Origin of the sequence: Terribacillus saccharophilus (assembly GCF_000725365.1) — a bacterium.
In the GTDB taxonomy this organism is placed as follows: domain Bacteria; phylum Bacillota; class Bacilli; order Bacillales; family Amphibacillaceae; genus Terribacillus; species Terribacillus saccharophilus.
In genome coordinates this window covers 2,373,617-2,394,715 of the sequence record NZ_CP008876.1, presented here as the reverse complement: position 1 = coordinate 2,394,715, position 21,099 = coordinate 2,373,617, and the positions used below count along the sequence as shown (strand labels likewise).

At 43.7% G+C, this 21,099-nt stretch carries 25 protein-coding genes and 1 riboswitch; of the genes, 8 read left to right on the top strand and 17 right to left on the bottom strand.

Annotated elements, in window-relative coordinates; all coding sequences use genetic code 11:
* Nucleotides 1-10: 10 nt before the first annotated feature.
* Nucleotides 11-94 carry a K(+)-transporting ATPase subunit F gene (gene kdpF, locus GZ22_RS19115; protein WP_084160739.1) on the bottom strand — a complete coding sequence of 28 codons (84 nt, stop codon included), beginning with the start codon at nt 92-94 and terminating at the stop codon, nt 11-13.
* 222 nt (nt 95-316) lie between these two features.
* Nucleotides 317-461: riboswitch (cyclic di-AMP (ydaO/yuaA leader) on the bottom strand.
* Between the two features lie 353 nt (nt 462-814).
* On the opposite strand from kdpF, the gene thiW reads away from it, so the two are divergent.
* A complete protein-coding gene (thiW, locus tag GZ22_RS12140) occupies nt 815-1,300 on the top strand; it encodes an energy coupling factor transporter S component ThiW (protein WP_038562894.1) in 486 nt (161 codons plus the stop codon).
* A 19-nt stretch (nt 1,301-1,319) separates the two neighbouring features.
* Here thiW and GZ22_RS12135 read toward each other — a convergent pair whose 3' ends face one another.
* Nucleotides 1,320-2,162 (bottom strand): SDR family NAD(P)-dependent oxidoreductase, encoded by an 843-nt coding sequence (locus GZ22_RS12135; protein WP_038562892.1) that lies wholly within the window; start codon nt 2,160-2,162, stop codon nt 1,320-1,322.
* 133 nt (nt 2,163-2,295) lie between these two features.
* On the opposite strand from GZ22_RS12135, the gene GZ22_RS12130 reads away from it, so the two are divergent.
* On the top strand, nt 2,296-2,661 hold the full coding sequence (locus GZ22_RS12130) for a MerR family transcriptional regulator (RefSeq protein WP_038562890.1): 366 nt from the start codon (nt 2,296-2,298) through the stop codon (nt 2,659-2,661).
* A gap of 79 nt (nt 2,662-2,740) precedes the next feature.
* On the top strand, nt 2,741-3,790 hold the full coding sequence (locus GZ22_RS12125) for a hypothetical protein (RefSeq protein ID WP_038562888.1): 1,050 nt from the start codon (nt 2,741-2,743) through the stop codon (nt 3,788-3,790).
* Between the two features lie 37 nt (nt 3,791-3,827).
* Here the strand turns inward: GZ22_RS12125 and GZ22_RS12120 are convergent, their stop codons facing one another.
* From GZ22_RS12120 to GZ22_RS12110, 3 genes are all read right to left on the bottom strand, one after another.
* Nucleotides 3,828-4,280, bottom strand: coding sequence for a GNAT family N-acetyltransferase (locus GZ22_RS12120; protein WP_038562885.1), 453 nt, complete (start codon nt 4,278-4,280; stop codon nt 3,828-3,830).
* Between the two features lie 179 nt (nt 4,281-4,459).
* Nucleotides 4,460-4,678 (bottom strand): hypothetical protein, encoded by a 219-nt coding sequence (locus GZ22_RS12115; protein WP_051748250.1) that lies wholly within the window; start codon nt 4,676-4,678, stop codon nt 4,460-4,462.
* Between the two features lie 56 nt (nt 4,679-4,734).
* The gene (locus tag GZ22_RS12110; RefSeq protein WP_038562882.1) at nt 4,735-5,394 is read right to left on the bottom strand and encodes a bifunctional 4-hydroxy-2-oxoglutarate aldolase/2-dehydro-3-deoxy-phosphogluconate aldolase; all 660 of its coding nucleotides are present in this window, start codon (nt 5,392-5,394) and stop codon (nt 4,735-4,737) included.
* 15 nt (nt 5,395-5,409) lie between these two features.
* Between GZ22_RS12110 and GZ22_RS12105 the strand changes: the two genes are divergently transcribed.
* The gene (locus GZ22_RS12105) at nt 5,410-6,252 is read left to right on the top strand and encodes an IclR family transcriptional regulator (RefSeq protein ID WP_245609662.1); all 843 of its coding nucleotides are present in this window, start codon (nt 5,410-5,412) and stop codon (nt 6,250-6,252) included.
* 36 nt (nt 6,253-6,288) lie between these two features.
* On the opposite strand, the gene GZ22_RS12100 is transcribed toward GZ22_RS12105, so the two are convergent.
* The 4 genes from GZ22_RS12100 to kduI form a co-directional block, all read right to left on the bottom strand.
* Nucleotides 6,289-7,239 (bottom strand): sugar kinase, encoded by a 951-nt coding sequence (locus GZ22_RS12100; RefSeq protein WP_038562877.1) that lies wholly within the window; start codon nt 7,237-7,239, stop codon nt 6,289-6,291.
* Between the two features lie 57 nt (nt 7,240-7,296).
* The gene (gene kdgT / locus GZ22_RS12095) at nt 7,297-8,307 is read right to left on the bottom strand and encodes a 2-keto-3-deoxygluconate transporter (protein ID WP_051748248.1); all 1,011 of its coding nucleotides are present in this window, start codon (nt 8,305-8,307) and stop codon (nt 7,297-7,299) included.
* A gap of 214 nt (nt 8,308-8,521) precedes the next feature.
* Entirely contained in the window at nt 8,522-9,298 is a 777-nt protein-coding gene (gene kduD / locus GZ22_RS12090; RefSeq protein WP_038562874.1) for a 2-dehydro-3-deoxy-D-gluconate 5-dehydrogenase KduD, read from the bottom strand.
* A 12-nt stretch (nt 9,299-9,310) separates the two neighbouring features.
* Nucleotides 9,311-10,141, bottom strand: a complete 831-nt coding sequence (kduI, locus tag GZ22_RS12085; RefSeq protein WP_038562872.1) for a 5-dehydro-4-deoxy-D-glucuronate isomerase — start codon at nt 10,139-10,141, stop codon at nt 9,311-9,313.
* 318 nt (nt 10,142-10,459) lie between these two features.
* Here kduI and GZ22_RS12080 point away from each other — a divergent pair, with 318 nt between their 5' ends.
* From GZ22_RS12080 to GZ22_RS12070, 3 genes are all read left to right on the top strand, one after another.
* Nucleotides 10,460-12,124 (top strand): sensor histidine kinase, encoded by a 1,665-nt coding sequence (locus GZ22_RS12080; protein WP_084160738.1) that lies wholly within the window; start codon nt 10,460-10,462, stop codon nt 12,122-12,124.
* Between the two features lie 2 nt (nt 12,125-12,126).
* On the top strand, nt 12,127-12,858 hold the full coding sequence (locus tag GZ22_RS12075) for a LytR/AlgR family response regulator transcription factor (RefSeq protein ID WP_038562869.1): 732 nt from the start codon (nt 12,127-12,129) through the stop codon (nt 12,856-12,858).
* 110 nt (nt 12,859-12,968) lie between these two features.
* A complete protein-coding gene (locus GZ22_RS12070; protein ID WP_038562866.1) occupies nt 12,969-14,198 on the top strand; it encodes an L-lactate MFS transporter in 1,230 nt (409 codons plus the stop codon).
* 34 nt (nt 14,199-14,232) lie between these two features.
* On the opposite strand, the gene GZ22_RS12065 is transcribed toward GZ22_RS12070, so the two are convergent.
* Nucleotides 14,233-14,784: a GNAT family N-acetyltransferase gene (locus tag GZ22_RS12065; protein ID WP_038562863.1), complete on the bottom strand. Its 552-nt coding sequence runs from the start codon at nt 14,782-14,784 to the stop codon at nt 14,233-14,235.
* 58 nt (nt 14,785-14,842) lie between these two features.
* Nucleotides 14,843-16,039, bottom strand: coding sequence for an AGE family epimerase/isomerase (locus tag GZ22_RS12060; RefSeq protein WP_038562859.1), 1,197 nt, complete (start codon nt 16,037-16,039; stop codon nt 14,843-14,845).
* A gap of 254 nt (nt 16,040-16,293) precedes the next feature.
* Here GZ22_RS12060 and GZ22_RS12055 point away from each other — a divergent pair, with 254 nt between their 5' ends.
* Nucleotides 16,294-17,460: a cation:proton antiporter gene (locus tag GZ22_RS12055; RefSeq protein ID WP_038562856.1), complete on the top strand. Its 1,167-nt coding sequence runs from the start codon at nt 16,294-16,296 to the stop codon at nt 17,458-17,460.
* A 23-nt stretch (nt 17,461-17,483) separates the two neighbouring features.
* Here the strand turns inward: GZ22_RS12055 and GZ22_RS18275 are convergent, their stop codons facing one another.
* From GZ22_RS18275 to GZ22_RS12030, 6 genes are all read right to left on the bottom strand, one after another.
* Entirely contained in the window at nt 17,484-17,816 is a 333-nt protein-coding gene (locus tag GZ22_RS18275) for a CHY zinc finger protein (protein ID WP_084160737.1), read from the bottom strand.
* 1 nt (nt 17,817) lies between these two features.
* A complete protein-coding gene (gene lepB, locus GZ22_RS12050; RefSeq protein ID WP_038562853.1) occupies nt 17,818-18,345 on the bottom strand; it encodes a signal peptidase I in 528 nt (175 codons plus the stop codon).
* 113 nt (nt 18,346-18,458) lie between these two features.
* Nucleotides 18,459-18,944, bottom strand: a complete 486-nt coding sequence (locus GZ22_RS12045) for a YbaK/EbsC family protein (protein WP_038562850.1) — start codon at nt 18,942-18,944, stop codon at nt 18,459-18,461.
* Nucleotides 18,945-19,016: 72 nt separating this feature from the next.
* Entirely contained in the window at nt 19,017-19,595 is a 579-nt protein-coding gene (locus tag GZ22_RS12040) for an AAA family ATPase (protein WP_038562847.1), read from the bottom strand.
* Nucleotides 19,592-19,945 (bottom strand): VOC family protein, encoded by a 354-nt coding sequence (locus tag GZ22_RS12035; protein ID WP_038562843.1) that lies wholly within the window; start codon nt 19,943-19,945, stop codon nt 19,592-19,594. The genes GZ22_RS12040 and GZ22_RS12035 overlap by 4 nt, the downstream gene beginning before the upstream one ends.
* 179 nt (nt 19,946-20,124) lie before the next feature.
* Complete coding sequence (locus tag GZ22_RS12030) at nt 20,125-21,012, bottom strand: helix-turn-helix domain-containing protein (RefSeq protein ID WP_099046367.1); 888 nt, start codon at nt 21,010-21,012, stop codon at nt 20,125-20,127.
* Between the last annotated feature and the right edge of the window lie 87 nt (nt 21,013-21,099).

The following is a 21,099-nucleotide window of genomic DNA, read 5'->3' as shown; positions in this document are numbered from 1 at the left end:
CCTTCCTTCGTTAGAATTTTTCCGGATAAAACAAGGCGTAGACCAAATAACCGATGACCGCAACACTTAGTACAAGCAAGCCAATCTGAATCATTATCGTGTCCCTTCTTTCTCAGCAATCTGTGCGAAGGCTGCCAGTAACACAGCCATGCCTCCGAAAAGCGATAAACTCAATCCGATGTATAGTAAATCCATGCTAATCCTCCTTGATTCTCTGCTTACACCCTAAAAAAGTGCATAAAAAAGAAGTCACAGAAGAGGGCCCTCTTCTGTGACTTCTGGGCATAACGAAATAAACGTGTGCCTATCACATTTTTGGCTTCCTCTCGAACGCTTACGAAGTTAGCTGACGGATTCGGGCCAGAGAGTAGCCCTACTCTTTTCAGAGATTCACCCCATGTAACAAAAGTTACGGTTGGTTCCCCCGCTTCCTGGATTCAGGAATTAAGCGATTACGAAATCTATGCAATTTTGTTTGGTTACACTTGGAAGATGAACCTTATTCTACGCTCGTTGTGATGGATAGTAAATCTGCAGAAAATCTAAATAGCAGATGATTTGGCATCGTATTCAGTCAAACAGCCTGAAAAAGACGACTTAAAAGTAAGTTATCTTAAAAATTCACCGATTATCATCTATTTACAGGAGATATTAGATTGTAAATAATGTTTGATAATTCTGTTTATTTTAATGTCTAATCCTTTTTCTTCAAACAAAATTATTGTAATCACCTTATAAATACTTCTCTTCCAAATTACTGGCATTTAATTTTATAATGAAAGAAGAATACATAAATATAAGTAAGGAGATAGAAATGAAAACGAAAAAACTCACGCTTATGGCTATCCTAGTCGCAATCGGAGTGCTGGGAGCACAGTTTCTCTGGTTTCCGACAGGAGTTGCACGTGCTTTTCCTGTCCAGCATGCTGTTAACGTCATTACCGCTGTACTGCTCGGTCCTGGCCCCGCAGTTGTCGTTGCCTTCCTCATCGGGCTTGTCCGCAATATGCTCGGTCTTGGGAGTTTGCTAGCTTTTCCGGGAGGAATGCTAGGTGCCTTATTTGCTGGATTGTTTTACCGATTCTTCCGCCGGAAAGGTGCAGCTGCGATTGGGGAGATGATAGGCACTGGAGTACTTGGGTCATTGCTCTCGGTCCCAATCGCTAATATAATCATGGGCCAAAAAGCTGGAGCATTGGCATTTGTCCCAGGTTTTCTTGCCAGTTCCATTACTGGCTCCTTACTAGGTTGGTTAATCATCCGCCGGTTGAAAACACCTCAACAGCTCCAGAAAAAATAAGGGTCCTAATTGGACCCTTTTACAGAGAGATGAATTCTTTTTCATATACAGTTCTTACTTGGAAAAGTACTTGGGAAGCATGTTGTTTAAATTTGTACTCTGTTGGCTTGCCTTTTGTAAAATACAGCCCAGCATCATCTGGAGAACTTTCTAATCCTGCGTACAATCTGCCTGCTCCGACACTTGGATGCGGACCAAAGAGGCGGATGAATGGCTGGATAAGCAGCGGCAATCCCCCGTTTCTACCTTTTCGCATTGTATTGTTATTTCCTGGATCAACACTAACCATCGTGATGCCTTGTTTTTTCATTTCTGGCGCCAATGCATGCGTCCAAAGCGTAATAGCTAGCTTCGTTGATGTATATGGACCCGTAAGCTTCTGAAACTTTTTCGATTTTGCCAATTCGTCGGGTTCAAATGTTTTCCTGAATCTGAATGCATCTGAACTTGTCTGGATAACCATACCTGGTGATCCCTTTTTTAATAGCTCTAATAGCTCCATGGTAATAATGTATGGGACTACTGTTTGCACTTCGTAATGAAGCTCACGCCCCTGCGGTGAAAAGAGAAGCTCTGGAAAACTGCCTCCTGCATTATTGAAAAGCGCATCGAGCTTTGGTTCCTGCTCCTTTATTTGTCCCAACGAATATTTTAGCTTCGTGAAATCTGATAAATCGGTGCGATAGATCCTGATTTCACGCTGACGGATTTTCTGTTGAAGCTTTAATTCTTCTTCCGGGAATCCCGAACGAATCAATGCGACAACCTCCCAGCCATTTTCAATCAATTTCTTCGTCAGCTCCAAGCCTATCCCGCTATTTGCGCCTGTAACAAGTGCTACTTTTTTCTTTCTTTCTGTCATTTCTTTCTCCTCCATTCGTCAATGGCTGTAGTATATAAGATGGAGCTCACTCCAGGTCAACACAAAATATTTCTCTTGACCTGGAGTTAACTTCAGGTCTTACAATAAGCTTATATAAGAAGGAGGCGGACGTATGTATACGATCAAACAAGCAAGTACGCTTTCCGGTTTAAGTATCGATACAATTCGTTTTTATGAGAAAGCCGGATTACTTTCTGCGATTAATCGGCTGCCAAATGGTCATCGCTCTTTTTTGCCGACGGACATTGAACGAATGAAATTAATAATTTGTATGAAAAAAGCTGGGCTCACATTAGAAGAATTGAAATCTTATCTAGATATTGCCGAAACAAACAATATGCATGAACATCCTGAGTTAATTGCTGGTATGGTCCAACACAAGGAAAAGTTAAAAAATCAGATGGCTCAATTGCAAATTGTTTTAGACTTTATCGATCAAAAAATATCGGAGGGATCATGGCTGGAGAGGAAAGCTTAACTCCTGTATAGCAAGACTATAATACTTGGTATGTTTGATGCTTCTTCCGTCCATACTGCTTGCTAGTGAGGTGGTTAGGATGGATACAAAACCGAATCTATTATATTCCATGCTGGATGGCTATAAACCCATCCGCAATTTGCTAGGTTTAGGTGATCCGAGCGTACAAAAGATTGATGATCAGTGGTGGATGTTTTTCGGTGGGTTCCAGCGCAATTTTAAAAATAATCTATTCAGTGCAAGTCTTCCAAAAGGCGCTCCGCTGACGACAGCTAATGCCTGGAGAATTTCAACTTACCCAGGGAAGCCATACAAAGCGAAGCCCTTGCTGCCTCAGCCAAAGGAAGCCGCTTGGGATCGGTACGGATTGCATGAACCTTGTTATGTCGAGGGAGAAGTGGATGGAGAGCCTGTTCGCCGCATCTACTACACCGGTCGAAGCGCGAGCAATGTCTTAGGAAATGAATCTCCGTATTCGATCGGCTGTTTGGAAATGAGGCATGGCAGATGGTTTCGCTACCCAAAACCAGTGATGGTCGGCACTGTACGAAACGATAGTGTACTTGCCCCCAAAGTGATTTACGATGAAGGAAAATGGAAGATGTGGTTTGCGGCAACACCACATGAGCCCGGCAAAGGAGATATCCCGATGCACGAGGTATACGCTGCCGAAAGCAAGAATGGTCTTGATACATGGACGAAGCCACGTCTGTTTTTCACTCGAGAGGACGCCTTCACGCATGCAAGGCCGAAAAGAATTCATGATATGTACTACTTACTCGTCAGTCGCTGCGGCAATGCTTTTGGCGAGGATACTTATCAGCCACAGGACCTTTGGTTATTTAAAAGCAAAACAGCTAGCTTCACAAGAGCAGACTGGTCAGAAGAACCGAGGCTGCTGATTAAAGCAGACATCGGAGAATCCTGGTATCAGAATGGTATATTCGGATCCTGTCTTTGCGTAGACGATAGTGGCGAATTAGTCGTCTTTTTCTCGGCTATCAATAAATCTATCTATTGGCTCAATGAAGCGAGCACCAGGCTTAAAAGGGGAAAGAAACCTCCATTTCCGGCACCATTCTATTTTACGGTCGGTAATATGCAGGTGGATGAAACCAAAGCAAAATAAGAAGGAATGCATTATTTGCATCCCTTCTTATTTTTATTTAATTTAAATTTATAATGACTGCCATTTCTTTTCCGAATCTATCTCCGTTATCAACAAAACCAACGCTGGAGTATAAATGATGCGCAGCCTTATTATCAGGATGGTAACCGACAACCACCTTATCAGCATCTGGTAATTCTGCTATTTTTGAGATCATCAATTGTACTGCTATTTTCGCTATACCTTTGCTTTGATAGTCTTTATCGATCATTATTCGATAAATCCAATAGCCATCGAGTTCTTCCTTAACCGTATTAAACATTAGGAAACCTACGATCTTATCATTCAAACTAATGGCGTATGGACTTAACGTAGTTACAAATTTTGATTGTGCTATGGAAATTGCATTCGATTCTATGAATGCTTCCTGCTCCTCAGATACATTCAGCTGGCAGCATTCGTACCAGTTGTTTGCATCTAGTTCTGTAAGACTTACCTTATTTTGTTCCAAAATAATTCCCCTTCCAAGATTAGGGGAACGCTATGCGACTTTGTTAGTTGGACGCTCCCCTTTTTTATTTGCTCTGTCTGAATTCTTTCTAGTAATTTTCATAATGAACGCCCCCTTCAAAGTACAGCAGGAGATTTTATCCCCTTACTTTTCCATATATCTTATATTCTACCATGCTTTTAACGTTCTCTTCCGGTTAAATTACGTACTAATGCAGGGCCCCTTTTTATACCCTCTACTCCCGCCATACTGCAAATAGAAGCAATAATCACTCCTGATCCCAGTAGCTTTGCAGTCAGGTACAATCCCGTACCTGCGGCAATATCAATTATGACAAATGAATAAATAGCAGTTGCTTTCACAACAACGATTACAATTTCCCGCTTTTTTGCTGACACGAAGCAAGCCCCCTTCCTCCGTGTTCAGTTTATGTGCAAGGCAGCTTGACCCATGTTCAAATGTTCACACGATCTGCTTTTGCTTCTTTCACCTTTTGGATATACTGTTGTGCAATCGATGTAATTTTGTCATAGTCTCCCGTGCTTGCTGGTGCTACAAGATTGCCGCCGACTCCAACAGCCACCGCCCCATTCTTCAGCCAATCGCCGACATTCTCCAAGTCTACTCCGCCTGTTGGCATGATATTTGCCTGTGGAAGTGGAGCTTTGACCGCTTTGATAAAACTTGGACCAAAAGCACTTCCCGGGAAGAGCTTGATAATATCAGCTCCTGCTTCCATCGCCTGCTTTATTTCCCCGATTGTCATACACCCTGGCAAGTAAGGAACTTGATAAAGATTACATAACCTTGCAGTTTCAGCATCAAAGGTCGGACTCACAATGAAACTGGCTCCTGCGAGTATGGCTAAACGCGCTGTCGTACTATCCAGCACTGTCCCTGCACCTACGACCACATCAAGGTTTTCGCTATACTGGGCAGAGAGCTGTTTGATCACTTGATCTGCATCCTTAACAGTAAATGTCACTTCAATTCCTGTAAGACCACCCTCGATACATGCATCGGAAATTTGGATGGCCTGCTCCGGCGAATCCGCACGAACTACAGCTACGATAGCTTGATCAGTAAGCTTAGCTAAAACTTCTGCTTTCCTCATTTGGTTTCCCTCCATTTGTGTACTGAATTTACAAACTCCAGCCGTTCCCGTATCATAGAAGTAAGCAATGAATGCAATAGAAACGGAGTAATATCTATGTCTAATGTGCAATCACTCGAACGTGCCTTAACTATTTTGAATACGCTTTCCGATTATCCTGATGGCCTGCCGATTGCGAAGCTGACCAAGCTGGTAGATTTATCGAAGAGTACGACACATCGGCTTCTGGCAACACTTGTGGACATGAACTATGTGGCAAAGGATCTGGAATCAGACAAGTATAAAGTAGGTTTACAAACACTTTTTGTTGCTCGCAGTGTCTTGAATAACAACAACATCGCCAATGTAGCCAAGCCTTATCTGAAGCACCTGTGTGCAGATGTCAATGAGACTGTGCACCTTTGCATCGAAGATAAAGGTGAGATTGTCTACATTGATAAGCTTGAAAGCAACCAGACAATCCGCATGTACTCACGCATAGGCAATAGAGCGCCCATGTACTGTACAGCAGTCGGAAAGATCCTTTTATCAGGCATGGCGGCTGGCCGGCTGGAAGAAATAGCTGCTTCCACCACGTTTACACCGCGCACGCCGCGCACAATCACGTCGGCAGAAGAACTGCGTACTGAAGTGGACAAAGTCCGGCAACAGGGGTATGCACTCGACAATATCGAAAATGAAGAAGGCATTCGCTGTATTGCCGCTCCCATTTTCAGCCATGAACATCGGATTGTCGCGAGCTTCAGTATCTCCGGTCCAAGCAATCGTGTAACAATGGACAGGGTTAACACTGAATTGATAAATAAAATGAAAGCCTGCAGCCTGGAAATCTCCCATGCATTAGGCTATACCAAATAGAGGAGAAGACCTTCCGCTTGGAAGGTCTTCCTTTTTTTATCCGATCGGCTCTCGTTTCATAAAATGTATCAGCTCTTCACGATTCGGCAAGCCATCATTATCTCCAGGAGACATGACGGCAAGTGCACCGATAGCAGCTCCTCTTGCGATGCTGTCAGACAGCTCTAATCCTTCTAGCAGCCCGCTCACAACACCAACTGCAAAGCCATCCCCAGCACCAACCGTATCGACTACTTCTTTCACTGGGAATCCTTCTGTATAAAACTGCTTACCATTCATACAGCTCGTAAACGCTCCTTCTGCCCCCAGTTTCAACACAACAGTTGGCACACCAGCTTCATGATAATATGCGGCAATATCGAGCACATCGGTTTTTCCAGTCAATTGTCTTCCTTCATCTATTCCAGGGAAAATAATATCCGCTTGGCTGGCCAGTTCATTAATAACCAGAGCCATCTCCTGCTTATCAGGCCACAGACCTGGCCGAAGATTCGGGTCGAATGAGACCTGCAGTCCATTTTCCTTAGCTTCCTTCATCATCTGGTAAACCAATTCACGACAGCTTTTGGACAAAGCCGGCGGAATACCCGTCAGATGAAGATGATCGTAATCGGTCCATTTAATTTTTTTAATCAGCTTTATATCCATGTGAGAAGCTGCCGAGTTCTTCCGGGCCGAAAACACCTCCGGATCTCCGCTTTTTACTTTCTGTTTCCATTGCATTCCGGTCACAAAGGCAGGTTCATAGCTGACGTACGTCGTATCTATCTTATTTTTCCGTAAGAATTTATGAATGTTTCGACCGAATGGATCCAAGCCCAACTGGGTGACATACGTCACTTGGTGTCCAAGCCGAGACATTCCGATTGAAAAATTCACTTCTGCTCCTGCGATGAAACGAGAAAAGCGTTGGGCATCATCAAGCAGCCCTTCCTGCTCCGCAACAAACAGTGCCATCGGTTCTCCGATTGTTAAAATTCTGCTCATCTGTCAACGTCTCCTTTATGCAAAGAGAGACATACTGTATATGCCTCTCCGGTGGTTTTATACAGTATTTGAGTTGATATTTTTCGGATCGATATTTGTATCGTCTGTTTTCTGCTTTTCCTTCTTCTTCATATGCTGTGCCCAAAAAGCTGTCAGAATCGGGACGAGAATTGACGTAACAACTACAGATGCTGCAACAAGTGCAGTAGCTGCTTCTGCAATCGGCATGAATTCCGGAATCATTGTAGCAATGATCATTGGGTTGGCAACTGCTGCACCAGCAGTACTGGATGCTGCAATACCAGCAGTTCCATTTCCGCCTCCGATATATTTATCCGCAATCATTAGCGGGATACCAGTAACGACGATAACAAGTACACCAAGGATAATACCTGCAAGACCTGTCTCCAAGATGACACCCAAATCAATTGAGTTACCCAGCGCGAAACCGAAAAACGGAATCATAGTCTGTGTGGCTCTGCTGAAGAAGGCGCGAAGATCGCCATCCAAGTTACCAAGCAGGAATCCAACTAAGAATGGTAGTACTGCTCCAACAAATACTTGCGGTTCAAACGCAGCAAGGCCTGTAGAACCGAGAATGATCATCGTCATAAGCGGGCCGGATTCCAAAGACATTAGAACAAATGCCCCAGCTTCCTCCTTTGATCCGTACTGCTGCATGATCGATGCATACAAACCACCATTCGTCATATCCATGGCTGCAACGAGTGTCAGAACGGAAAAGCCTGCGAAAAGACCGGTTTGAATGCCTCCTTCAGGCAGGAATTGTGCTGCAATAATAGCTACAACCCAAGCAACAGCAATCTTCGTGATAACAAGTGTGCCGGATTTGCGCAAAATTGTACCAGTGGATTTCAGCTGGATGCCTGCACCCATACAGAAGAACCAGACTGCCAGAATCGGAATAGTGCCTGTCATGAGTCCGCCTGTGAAAGAACCAAAGTATTCCGCCGAACTCGGCGCGAAGGTATTAATGATTGCCCCTAAAAATAACGGTACAAGCATGAGCCCGCCTGGAATTCTCTCCATCGTTTTCATTATTTTCACTTTGCATCCCTTACCTTTCCTTATAGGTAATCGAGCAAAAGAAATTGAGATGTTTGAATCACTTTACGTGATATGCTATTTTTATAGTGATCGCCCAGATCATTGGAATGAGAGGGTGGCATACACAAAGATTCTCCAGATCTTTGGTCACCTTCCCAATCCTCTCAATCTCTCTTTCCCGTCAAACAACTCCGACGCAATTCTTACAACCTGCTTATCTCGCGAGCCAGCCACCATCAACAGCCAATACATGGCCATTCATATAATCAGAAGCACGACTTGCCAAAAATACGACTACTCCCATCAAATCAGACGGATCTGCCCAGCGGCCGCTTGGAATCCGAGACAAAATCTCCGCATTACGTTTTTCATCCGCACGGATCGGCGCCGTATTAGCAGTGGCTACGTACCCTGGTGCAATCGCATTCGTCTGGATATTATAAGCGCCCAGCTCGTTGGCGAAGGCTTTTGTCAACCCAGCGACAGCATGCTTGCTTGCTGTATAAGACGGGACGAATTTGCCACCCTGGAACGACAGCATCGAGGCAACATTGATTATTTTCCCTCCGCCCTGTTCTGCCATTACCTTAGCCGCTTCCTGCCCTAGCAGGTAAACAGCATGCAGGTTAACATCCATGACCTTATCCCAGTCTTCTTCCTTGTACTCAAGCAGCGGCGTCCGGATGATTGTACCAGCGTTATTCACGAGAATATCAACCTTGCCGAAGACATCCACACAGCTTGCTACAACTTGCTTCACTTTTTCTCTATCTGTCAGATCAGCTTGATGGAAATGCGCCTTGCCGCCAGCTTCCTCCACTAGTGCTTTCGTTTCCTCCCAATCATCTCGGTGTGTCACAACGAAGACATCAGCTCCTGCTTTTGCCAAAGCGACTGCATAGCCCTGGCCAAGTCCCTTGCTGCCGCCTGTCACAATCGCCACCTTGCCTGTCAAATCAAAATAACTCATGGAAAAGTCCGTTAGACTCATCTTTATCCCCCCTTAGCGAAGCTCATCCATCGACACTTGATCCATGTCGGTGTACGTCTTGTTTTCTCCAGCCATTGCCCAAATGAATGCATAGTTGCTTGTAGCACTTCCGCAATGGATTGACCAAGGCGGAGAAATGACAGCTTGTTCATTTTTCATGACAAGATGACGCGTTTCTGTCGGTTCTCCCATCAAGTGGAACATACGTGCTCTTTCATCCAAATCGATATACAGATATGCTTCCATCCGGCGGTTATGGGTATGTGTCGGCATGCTGTTCCAGACACTGCCGCTTTCCAAAATCGTGATTCCCATAGCAATCTGGCAGCTTTGAATACCTTCCAGATGAATGATGCGGCGGATCACGCGCTCATTCGCACTTTCCTTCGCACCCATCGCATCTCCAGGAACATCCTGGAATGAAACATGCTTAGTCGGATAAGTGGTATGTGCAGGTGCAGAAAACAGATAATACTTAGCTGGTTCTGTTTCATTAGTGCTGCTAAACAGTAACTCCTGATTGCCTTTGCCGATATAAATGCAATCCTTGTTCGCCATTTCGTACGTTTCTCCATCAACGGAAATTGTTCCGTTGCCGCCGATATTAAAAATCCCGACTTCTCTTCTTTCCAGGAAGTAATCCGCCTTGATTGCGTCATAGCTCTCCAAAGCGATTGAGCTGGCGGCTGGCTGAATACCGCCGATGATCGTACGGTCCTCCATGCTGTACACAAGCTTGATTTCACCGGGGACAAAAAGTTCCTCAATTAAGTAATGATTGCGCAATTCCTCAGTAGTGAATGTATTGGCGTGATCTGGATGAGTTGCGTATCGCAATTCCATTTCTATCATCTCCTTACCTTTTTTCGTGGCTCCCACAGATTAAATGAAACCCCTTACATTACTATTTAAAAATAATGGCATCCATCACCGATGCCCATACACATGTTCCACATAGTGGAACGACGTTTCATTATGTTAATTATAGCGCTTTCATTTCTATAAATCCAGCCTAATTATACATTATGACATATTATTTCCAAGCAGTATTTTTCATCAAATGAATCTATCATTTACCAATCTTTTTATAATCGCATCCATTCCCTTCCAGTCCAAATTTCTGATAAACTGTTATTACTAAAGGTGAAAGGGATTACAACTATGCATTCAACCTTGGAAATGATCATATCGATATTCGAGCGTGCTGCCTTGCTGCTCATTATCTTATTTTTCCTGACCAAAATTAAAGGTTTTAAAGAAATCCTTCAAAAAGAAAATCATTCGGTTCGGGAACTTAGCGTACTGACTGTCGTCTTCTGCAGTTTTGCCATATTCGGAACATATTCTGGGATTGAAGTAGAAGGCAGTCTCGTTAATATAAGGACAGTGGCTATCTTTTCTGGCGGTATTTTATTCGGACCATGGGTTGGTATCATTACCGGTATTGTATCCGGCTTGCATCGATATTTGATCGATATCGATGGTATCACTTCATTGCCCTGCTTGATTACTAGTATGACAGCAGGATTTGCGTCTGGATTTATCAATCGTAAGGTTAAAAAGCATCGTTGGTGGTATATCGGTATCGGCGCTGGTATTTTGAGCCAGACATTGACCATGCTGCTGATCATTGCACTTGGAGAACCAAGATCTCAAGGTATTTCGATTGTTGAACAAATAGCTGTTCCGATGATGATAGGTGAAATCAGCATCGGTTTACTCATCCTGCTCGTCCACAATATTGAAGGAGAAAAGAAACAGATTGCTGCAGCTCAGGCAAAGCTTGCGTTGGATATTGCCAATAAGACGCTTCCTTATTTCCGGTCCATCACGCCCGCTTCCTTGCAGCGTATCTGCCAAATCATTAAAGAAGAGATTGATGCAGATGCTGTTGCCATAACGGATACGAAAACCGTGGTTGCTTATTACGGTCTGGGGGCTGAGCGCTACCAGGATACATCATCGATTGTAAGCGAAATGACGAAACAAGCCATTAACAGTGGTCAAATTGTCATCCGGAATGAAGTTGATGATCATCATCTGCCGCAGATGCACTGTCTGCTTATCGTTCCTTTCCAAGAAGGCGACGAGGTAACAGGCGCATTGAAGATATATTATGAAAAGGAAAACCGGATAACAGACTCTTTGCAGACGCTTGGTATCGGACTGGCGCAGATCATCTCAAACCTAATGGAGATTTCCCGGATTGAACAGATCAAAGAGACCGCCAATAAAGCTGAGCTAAAAGCTCTGCAATCGAAGATCAACCCGCATTTCCTCTTCAACTCGCTGAATGCAATTGCATCGACTACAAGACGCGATCCGAATCGTGCCCGCGAGCTGATTCATAACTTATCTGGCTATTTGCGCTATAACTTGGAGCTACATGATGAAATGATCGCTATAGAAGAAGAACTGAAACAAGTACGAGATTATGTGGAGATTGAAAAATCCCGCTTCGGTGACAAACTCCAAATTATTTATGATATTGATCCAGTGCAGATAAAAGTGCCTAGTCTGCTGCTGCAGCCTTTGGTAGAGAATGCTATCCATCATGGTGTTCGGAAACGCAAATGGCAGGGTGCCGTCTATCTTTCTGTAAAAGCACGGGAAAAAGATATCCGCATCAGTATACGAGACACTGGAGTTGGGATCGACCCGGAGATTGTTGAAAAGCTGTATAAGGACGAAGCAAGTGTGAAAAATATTGGACTAGCCAACGTGCATCAGCGCGTCCGCCTGATTTACGGGAAGGGTCTGACCATCAATCGTCTTGATCCTGGTACGGAGATTTACTTTGATATACCAGTGAAGGAAGGAAAATAACCATGACACTACGTGCAATCATTGCAGAAGATGAATTACCTGCACAAGAGGAGCTGCAGTACTTAATTGATACATACAGTTCCATCGAGGTGACTGACCACTTCGATGATGGATTGGATGTGCTGAAGTATTTTCAGGAAAACACGACGGATGTACTGTTCCTCGATATCAACCTGCCTTCACTTGATGGCATGATGCTTGCTGGAAGCTTGGCTCAATTTAAACATAAACCAATAATCGTATTTACCACAGCTTATAAAGAACATGCAGCTAAAGCATTTGAGCTTGAAGCATTCGATTATATATTGAAGCCATACAGCGAGGAACGCGTTGCGGCAATGCTTAAGAAGCTTGAATCTCAGAAAACATCGGCAGATATTGATCGAATAGAACCGGCAGAAACACCAGCACGGCTCAATGTTTGGAAGGACGAAAAGATCTATGTAATCAATCTGAAGGAAATCGCCTATGCCGAGGCCGATGAAAAACAGACAACCGTACACACAAAAGATGAGGTATATACCTACCCCGGTTCTATCAGTACTTTCGAACAACAGCTGCCAGCAGATACATTTTTCCGCTGTCATCGTTCTTATATTGTAAACACAGAAAAAATACATGAGATTCTTCCTTGGTTTCATAATACGTATCTTGTCAAAATGAAAGGACTGGGTGAGCAAATTCCGGTCAGCCGAAGTAAAGCAAAAGAGTTTCGACAGATTATGCGCCTTTGAGGACCATTCATTCCTGAAATAGAGCAACTCATGAGAAAACGCTTTCAGATACATCTGCAACGGCTATGATAAAACTATCAAAACAACGTAGATGAAATGAGGGACAACTCATGAAAACAGGAACGAATCGCTGGCTGATTGTACTAGGTACGATCATAACCCAAATTGGTCTAGGTACTATTTATACATGGAGTCTATTTAACCAGCCATTGGCTGATGCCTATGGCTGGAGCGCATCTTCGGTAGCGATCACCTTCTCGATTACGAGTTTCGCACTGGCAGTAGCCACTCTTTTCGGCGGAAAGCTGCAGGATAAACTCGGAATTAAGAAGCTGGTCATCTTTGCTGGTATCCTGCTCGGTGCCGGGCTGATACTAAGCTCTTTTGCAACATCACTATGGCTCATCTATCTATTAGCAGGTGTAGTTGTCGGCTTTGCCAATGGTATTGCTTATATCACTACACTCTCGAACGTAATCAAATGGTTCCCGGAAAAGAAAGGCCTCATATCTGGTATATCAGTAGGTGCTTTCGGGACAGGAAGCTTAGTCTTCAAATATATTAACCAAGCATTGCTTTCATCGGCTGGAGTACAAAGCACATTCCTAATCTGGGGAATAGCTGCAATCATCCTAATCTGCGGAGGAGCCTTCTTCCTTAAGGACGCCATCCTTCCACAGGAAACTACTACTGGGGCAGCAACTAAAGACTTCAGTATCAAGGAAATGTTGCATACGAAACAAGCATACATTCTATTTGTCATCTTCCTTACTGCTTGCATGAGCGGCTTGTATTTAATCGGTATCGTTAAAGATGCCGGCATGGAACTTGCGGGTCTATCTGCCGCAACTGCAGCAAATGCCGTAGCTGTCGTAGCTATCTGTAATACGACTGGCAGAGTCGTGCTAGGTGCTCTATCCGATAAAGTGGAACGACTGTACTTGGTTGCAGCAGGACTTCTTGTCACTGCGGGTGCTGTTGGAGTATTAAGCATGGTGGAACTATCAACAACATTGTTCTTCGTCTGTGTGGCAGCCATTGCATTCTTCTTTGGCGGTAACATCACTGTCTTCCCGGCTATCGTCGCAGATTATTTCGGATTGAGAAATCAAAGTAAAAACTATGGTGTCATTTATCAGGGGTTTGGAATAGGTGCATTAGGAGGCTCATTCATCGCATCACTGCTTGGAGGTTTCCAGCCGACCTTCGTAGCCATCGCCGTACTTTGTGTCATTTCATTCTTCCTTGCGGTCACAGTCCACAGTCCGCAGCAGCCAGTTGCTGCTAAGAAGAATAATGAACGTCGGCACTCACGCCCAGTTCCATCCCAGCAGCATTAATGACTAACCCAGGAGCAATGAATGCTCCTGGGTTTTAGTTTGTGCGTGGATCAGTCGCCAGTATCGAATACTTATAATGATCCTCGAACTTGCCATCAATACGCAGCAAGTCGCGTTCCAAACCTTCTCGTTGGAACCCGCATTTCTCCAGTACCGCAACCGATCCTAGATTTCGCGGCATCACTCCCGCTTCAACCCTATGGAATTTCCCATCTCCAAAAGCAAAATCTAATACAAGCTGCACTGCTTCCGTCATATATCCTTTGCCATTATGTGCTCCATCCAGTGAATAACCGATCATGCATTTTTCTGCTGTATTCCGCTCGATAAAGAATAAAGAAGCTGTTCCAATCAGAACATCATCATGTTTAAGGAATATTCCGAATTCGTAGCGTTTATCTTCCTTCCAATCTTTCTGTGCCGCTTCAATATTCTTTTTGTATTTCTCCAGTGTATAATCCGAATCACTGCGTTCAACTGGTGAGATAGCTTCGAAAAGTTCTCTGTTTCGCATATTCAGATCGAGAAGATCACTGGCATGCTTTTTCTCTAATGGTTTGATTTGCAATCTTTCACTATCATACATACTAATCCACTCCCTTCTTACTCATTATAGCAATAAGAAAGAGGATCTGCGCATTACGCTACAGGTCCTCTCCTCGGTAAGCTGCTATCAGGTAGCTTGCACTAATCGGATGATAATCCGTTTTCGGGGAAGGGCTTTTAACCTCGTCCTCGACTTTATTATCGGCTGTGAGCCATTGATACCAAGCGCCATGTACCGGATCGATGAAATGTTCCTGTACATATTGGAAAAGCTCCTCATAATGCTCACTATATACATCATTTCCTGTCTGGCCATGCAGCAATGCTGATGCAGCTAGTGTTTCTGCTAAAACCCAATAAGATTTTCCTTTATCAATCAACTCTTTATCAGGGCTCATCACAAAGAATATGCCGCCTTGATTTTGATCGTGGTAATGATTCCAGCCAGTTTGATAAAGCTCTTCCGAACGTTCAAGCAGCCAGCTGTCTTGCTTGTGAATATATAGCCAAGCAAGGAGCTTGCTCCATTCAAATTGATGTCCTCCAACGAATCCATAAGCACGAAATTCATCCCTTGTTTCGCCATGATTGAATTGTTCATCCTTCATCCAAGCTTCATCGTAGTTCTCCCATATAAGTCCGTCACTTTGAGCCGCAAGTTTATTCGTTACTTGGACTGCAATGTTTAAAGCTTGATCCAGATATCTTTGTTGACCTGTTGTTTCATACGCAGTAATTGCTGACTCACATATGTGCATATTGCAATTCTGTCCGCGGTATTCTAAAAAGCTGGACCAATCACGAGATGCTTCATCTTTATATAGTTTTGCGGATGGTTCATAGAACCTCTCCTCCAGCACTTGATAGATGTCCGTGAGTAATTCCTCCGCCCTCTCTATCTCTGCTTCCACTGCAGCTACCGCAGCCCGGAATATGAATGCATGACCATATGTCAGCTTCTTATCATCTGTCACACTGCCATCTTTCATCTCTGTATAATAACCGCCATACTCTATATCCCGCAGAGTCTCTCGGAAAAAGGTTATACCATGTTCAGCCGCCTCTTTATATTCTGTTTTACCTGTAAGTTTGAAGCCGACACTGAAATTATACAAGTGACGCGCCTGTCCGACGATATGCTTGGTCGTATCCTCTGTGAGCGTTCCATCCATATAAAAGCCTTCATTATATCCTCCGTATGTGCTGTCTATTGCTGCAGGATAATAGAATGCAAGTGTCTCTTCCATATGCTGATAGAGTCCTTGTTTTGTATGAAAATCAAAAGTATTTTTCACGACTGCCCCTCCTTTGCATAGGTTACGTCACCTGTTTTCCCTTTTCTGACAGCTGCAAACAGTTGAAAAGCGGTTGTTTTCGTTCTATAACTGCTATATAATGAGTAACTATAAATTAACTACATATGCATTTTCCGGAGGAGCCTGCCACCCCAGGCCCCTCTGTGTCCATTTAGGCATATCCACAGTGAAAACTGGCGGATATGCCTTTTTTGCGGTCGAAAATGCATAAATACATTACAAAGGAGTAAGATATGGAATTCATTTTACACTTAGCCTTAATTTTGCTGTTCACTAAGATTGCTGGTCAGCTAGCTTTGAAGATTGGTCAGCCATCTGTACTGGGGGAGCTTCTTGCCGGTGTCATCCTCGGTCCGGCAGTTCTCGGCTGGATACAGCAAACTTCCTTCATTCATGAATTCTCCGAAATCGGAGTGCTTGTCCTCATGTTCATTGCCGGATTGGAAACAGATCTGCAGCAGCTGAAAGAAAATTGGAAATCTGCTTTTGCAGTTGCTGTTCTCGGTGTCCTGTTCCCATTCATCGGTGGTTACAGCCTTGCCCTTGCCTTTGGAATGAGTCAGGGACACGCACTGTTCTTGGCCTTACTCTTCTGCGCGACGAGTGTCAGTATTTCTGTACAGGCATTAAAGGAAATGAATAAGCTGAATTCACGAGAAGGTACAACAATCCTTGGAGCAGCTGTTGTTGACGATATTCTTGTTGTCGTCTTACTGGCAGTGCTAATGAGTGTGCTAGGTACAGGGGAATCAGTTAGTCTCGGTTCTTTAATTGGGAAGAAAGTACTCTTCTTTGGAGTCATCATTGTTGCTTGTATTTGGCTGATTCCACTTATAATGAAGTTTTTCGCTCGATTCAAAGTAAGTGAGACAATCGTTTCTGCTGGTATTCTTTTGGCGCTCGTATTTAGCTACTTTGCTGAATATATGGGCGTTGCCGGTATTATTGGCGCATTTGCAGCTGGTATTGCAATTTCCCAGACAAACTATAAAGAAACAGTGGAACATAAATTAGAGCCGATTGCATATGGTGTGTTCGTTCCTGTCTTCTTTGTCAGCATCGGTTTGAACATCAGCTTCGAAGGTGTCGGTTCACAGCTTCTGTTCATCGTGCTTATCAGCATTATGGCTATTGTGACGAAGCTATTTGGCGGAGCGCTTGGGGCAAGGATGACAGGTTTCAACGGAAGATCCTCCATGGCAATCGGAACTGGTATGATCTCCCGAGGAGAAGTGGCACTTATTATTGCCGGTACTGGCTTAAGCTCAGGCCTACTTGACCCAGAATATTATACAAGTATTATAATTATGGTTATTGTGACAACACTTGTAACACCATCCATGCTGAAATTTATCTTCTCCAAAACAGGAGATACCTCTCAGAAACGGTCTGTATCCTAAAACAAACAAAAAGAGACTGTCAGTCAAAGACAGTCTCTTCTTATTGGCTCAAAATACAGATGATGATGCAGCTGACAACCAGGGTTGAATGCTGCCTTACAGTCTGGACAATGGTCTGTGTCCATATACTGATTGATACTGAGCGTCGTTTTACATACTCCGCATAGTATCGCTTTTTCATTGAAATGGTCTTTCGGCCATACCTTAGCCTCGTGACCAGCCGTCTCTTCGTGGCATTTGTAGCAAGGATAAAATTGATTACAGCAGGCGAACTTGATTGCTATTACATCTAATGGAGAGTGATAATGCTCACATCTTGTTTCCTTATCTACTGTTTTTCCATGTACCTGACACATATTAATTACCTATGTGAAAATCAGAGAATGGATAGAAGGTCATCTTCACTTCTCCGATTACTTCTTTCTGTGAAATGAAACCGAACATGCGGCTGTCTTTACTGTTTGTGCGGTTATCACCCATGACAAACACTTCACCTTCAGGCACCTTTTCCTCACCGGTCAATTCCTTTAGTTTGAAATCACCAGTTACCATGTCTTCCGGCAAATACGACTGATCCTGCTCCTCGCCATTCACATACAGCACATTATCTATTACTTCAATTGTATCTCCAGGCAGACCAATCACCCGTTTGATATAGTGGGCATCTGCATCGGGTGCGTTAAATACTACGATATCATTTCGCTCTATTTTTGAAACTTTGCTGACAATGACGTGATCACTATCCTGGTACGTCGGCAGCATTGACTCTCCATGCACCGTTGACGGTGTAAAAAGAAAGTATCGGCAGCCAAAAGCAATAACGACGGCAATCCCAATTGCTCTCAACCAAGAAAATATCTCTTTTTTTGTATTATTATCTGACATAATTCTTTCTCCTAACCTATCTTTTTGTGAAGTATAGGGTACATGCTAAGTTTAGCAGTGTCAGAGATAGAAGCAAAGCGGAACCCCTTGCCTAGAACAGCTATCACTTTCGTTCAGCTATTATCAGCCCAGCTCTTGCAAACATCTACCCATTCTTTTCCCTTGCCATATTCAGCAAGTTCCTCACAAGTCAGTTCTATTGCCGAATTACTGCTGCCGCAGGCCGGAAACACCGTGGAAAAACGCTTTAAGGAGATATCCATATACACAGGCAAATCGTTTATTAACCCAAACGGACAAACCCCTCCAACAGCATGACCTGTTTGTTCCAACGTTTCATCAGCTGAAAGCATCCGTGCTTTTACGCCGAATAGCTCTTTAAACTTTTTATTATCAATCTTTGCATCTCCTGCAGCAACTATCAAAAGAGATTGTCCATCTTCTCTGCCTCTAAAGGCTAATGTCTTAGCAATTCGTGCAGGCTCCACACCAAGTGCTGCAGCAGCTAGATCTACAGTGGCACTAGATAAATCGAGCTCTATGATATCACTGCTTCGGTTGTAATTCGCTAGATAATCTTTTACGTTTTCGATACTCATTTTACCTACCACCTTTTTTGAGGCATTATAACATAACCATACTAAGCCGCATTTTTATTGCAGCCAAAATCTCTATCTCCATCTAGAGGTTAATCGCGGCCAGCGTGCCTTCCACCAGGAACGAGTATCCTTTTGCAGTTGAAGACCTGTTTGTCTGCCTATAGCCTCAACTACCTCGGTTATCGACATATTATCTGTTGGCACTGTATTTTCGAACATTGGATTTGAAAGACCTTGTATGCATCGCTGTATTTGCTGAACAGCCCAGGAATTCTGCTTGTTGCCCCGCTTGGCAAGCCTCACACGCAATGTTTCTTCCGAAGCGGCTAACACAAGATGATGAACTTGGTATCCATCTTTACGTAATTTTCCGATGATTTCTTCATAGTAAATTGGTTCCGTGATTGTCATCGGAACGATAATGACATCATCTGTATTTGCAGCCATATAAGCTAAATGCTCATATACGATAGTGCGCCAAAACTTATGCTGCTGGAAATCCGGTTTCTGCATGGAATCTGGTATATTACTCCTTATGTAAAACCCCGCTTTTTCCGGGTCATAAATGAAGGCATTCGGCAGCCGGTATCGTAGAGAAATTGCAGATTGCGTCTTTCCCGCACCGAATGCTCCATTAATCCAGATAATCATTTGAGCTGCTCACATACCATGACAATATTGCCATCAGGATCCTCAAAATTGAAGAATGCTACAGCTTCATCCTCCTCAAGCTCCCGGACAATCTTGCCTCCTTGTTCGTTCACACGTTTATAGGCAAGCTGAATATCTGTTGTCTCAAGCATAAAGGCCGGACGGATACCCGGCGTATTATTCCGGTTATCATCAATGACAAGCCCTCTTCCATCAGCGGTTTCCATGAACTGCACCGGTCCTGCCGTTGGCTGCGGTTCCGGTTTTCCTAAAAGATTTGCATACCAATTTGCTGCCTTATTCGCATCCTTCACATGTACAAACACACTGCCAATCTTGAAATCTGACACACTGCAGCACCTCTTCTTTTTTTGAATATTTTACCATAAGGAGTGAACTGGTAATATAGGCAATAGGTTAGAAGAGAATATAAAAAGGACAAGCACATTATATATGCTGTCCTTTCAGGCAGAACGCTATTTTTTCTGAACGAAGAGCTGAATGACGTTAATCAGCACGTCGAGCCATATCAGCTCAGTTCTTCCTCGAAGGCTAGATTAACCGGTTCATCCCGCATATGATACGTCACATCTATATTAGTAGTTGGAACGGATTCGTCCACTTCCTCAAACCGAAAACCATCCGCCCAGACCTTGCCCTTGCCGGATAAGATCACCCCAAAGGAAATGGCGGCACTATTGTCTGGTACATCTAGCACAATACGATATCGGGTCCAATTGGTCGTTCCCTGGATTGGACGGTTGCTCATATTATCGAATTGGACAATATCATCTGATGTATTGTCTACTCGCATCCACATGCTGGCAAAGCTTTGTACATTTTCCGTCTTGATGAAGCAAGTCAGCTGAAGTCTTTTACCTACGTAATTTACTGCCTTGAATTGCTGCATCATCGTGGCAAATTCATCCGCTCCTATAACCGTTTTCGACATCAGATAACCAGATGCTTTCCCTTGATGTACCTGTTTATAGTCATTTCCCATTTCGTAATTGTGGGGATCGGAACCGCTTAATATCCACCCTCTTACTTGTTTATCCTCCATCTTTTCCTCCTTCTGATGCAGCGCAGCTCGCATCATACGTCTGTATTTTCCTGGCGGAAGACTGTAATGCTTTTTGAAAGCTCTGGTAAATGCCTCTTGAGATTCAAAATGAAACATGAACGCGATATCGAGTATTCCTAGTTCAGTATGCAGCAGCGCAGATGAAGCTCCAGCCAATCTTCTTCGGCGGATATAATCAGTGAATGACAAACCGACAGAGGCCTGGAATAATCGATGGAAATGGAATTTGGAGAAACCTGCTTGACTAGCAACTTGCTCGGCCGTAAGAGGTTCATGTAAATTGTTTTCAATAAAAGAAATAGCTCTTTGTATAGTCGCTTCATGCACCTGCACTTGCTCACCTCCTTAGTTACAGCTTAACTTAAAAACATATTGTGTTTTTGATAATTTTTGCTGAGTTGTAAAAATTGCCCTGATATA

Bases quoted from the DNA above. Each gene is read 5' to 3' on its own strand.
- kdpF (WP_084160739.1), bottom strand. From the start codon at position 94: ATGATTCAGATTGGCTTGCTTGTACTAAGTGTTGCGGTCATCGGTTAT.
- thiW (WP_038562894.1), top strand. From the start codon at position 815: ATGAAAACGAAAAAACTCACGCTTATGGCTATCCTAGTCGCAATCGGA.
- GZ22_RS12135 (WP_038562892.1), bottom strand. From the start codon at position 2,162: ATGACAGAAAGAAAGAAAAAAGTAGCACTTGTTACAGGCGCAAATAGC.
- GZ22_RS12130 (WP_038562890.1), top strand. From the start codon at position 2,296: ATGTATACGATCAAACAAGCAAGTACGCTTTCCGGTTTAAGTATCGAT.
- GZ22_RS12125 (WP_038562888.1), top strand. From the start codon at position 2,741: ATGGATACAAAACCGAATCTATTATATTCCATGCTGGATGGCTATAAA.
- GZ22_RS12110 (WP_038562882.1), bottom strand. From the start codon at position 5,394: ATGAGGAAAGCAGAAGTTTTAGCTAAGCTTACTGATCAAGCTATCGTA.
- GZ22_RS12100 (WP_038562877.1), bottom strand. From the start codon at position 7,239: ATGAGCAGAATTTTAACAATCGGAGAACCGATGGCACTGTTTGTTGCG.
- kduD (WP_038562874.1), bottom strand. From the start codon at position 9,298: ATGAGTCTAACGGACTTTTCCATGAGTTATTTTGATTTGACAGGCAAG.
- kduI (WP_038562872.1), bottom strand. From the start codon at position 10,141: ATGGAATTGCGATACGCAACTCATCCAGATCACGCCAATACATTCACT.
- GZ22_RS12080 (WP_084160738.1), top strand. From the start codon at position 10,460: ATGCATTCAACCTTGGAAATGATCATATCGATATTCGAGCGTGCTGCC.
- GZ22_RS12075 (WP_038562869.1), top strand. From the start codon at position 12,127: ATGACACTACGTGCAATCATTGCAGAAGATGAATTACCTGCACAAGAG.
- GZ22_RS12070 (WP_038562866.1), top strand. From the start codon at position 12,969: ATGAAAACAGGAACGAATCGCTGGCTGATTGTACTAGGTACGATCATA.
- GZ22_RS12065 (WP_038562863.1), bottom strand. From the start codon at position 14,784: ATGTATGATAGTGAAAGATTGCAAATCAAACCATTAGAGAAAAAGCAT.
- GZ22_RS12055 (WP_038562856.1), top strand. From the start codon at position 16,294: ATGGAATTCATTTTACACTTAGCCTTAATTTTGCTGTTCACTAAGATT.
- GZ22_RS18275 (WP_084160737.1), bottom strand. From the start codon at position 17,816: ATGTGTCAGGTACATGGAAAAACAGTAGATAAGGAAACAAGATGTGAG.
- lepB (WP_038562853.1), bottom strand. From the start codon at position 18,345: ATGTCAGATAATAATACAAAAAAAGAGATATTTTCTTGGTTGAGAGCA.
- GZ22_RS12045 (WP_038562850.1), bottom strand. From the start codon at position 18,944: ATGAGTATCGAAAACGTAAAAGATTATCTAGCGAATTACAACCGAAGC.
- GZ22_RS12040 (WP_038562847.1), bottom strand. From the start codon at position 19,595: ATGATTATCTGGATTAATGGAGCATTCGGTGCGGGAAAGACGCAATCT.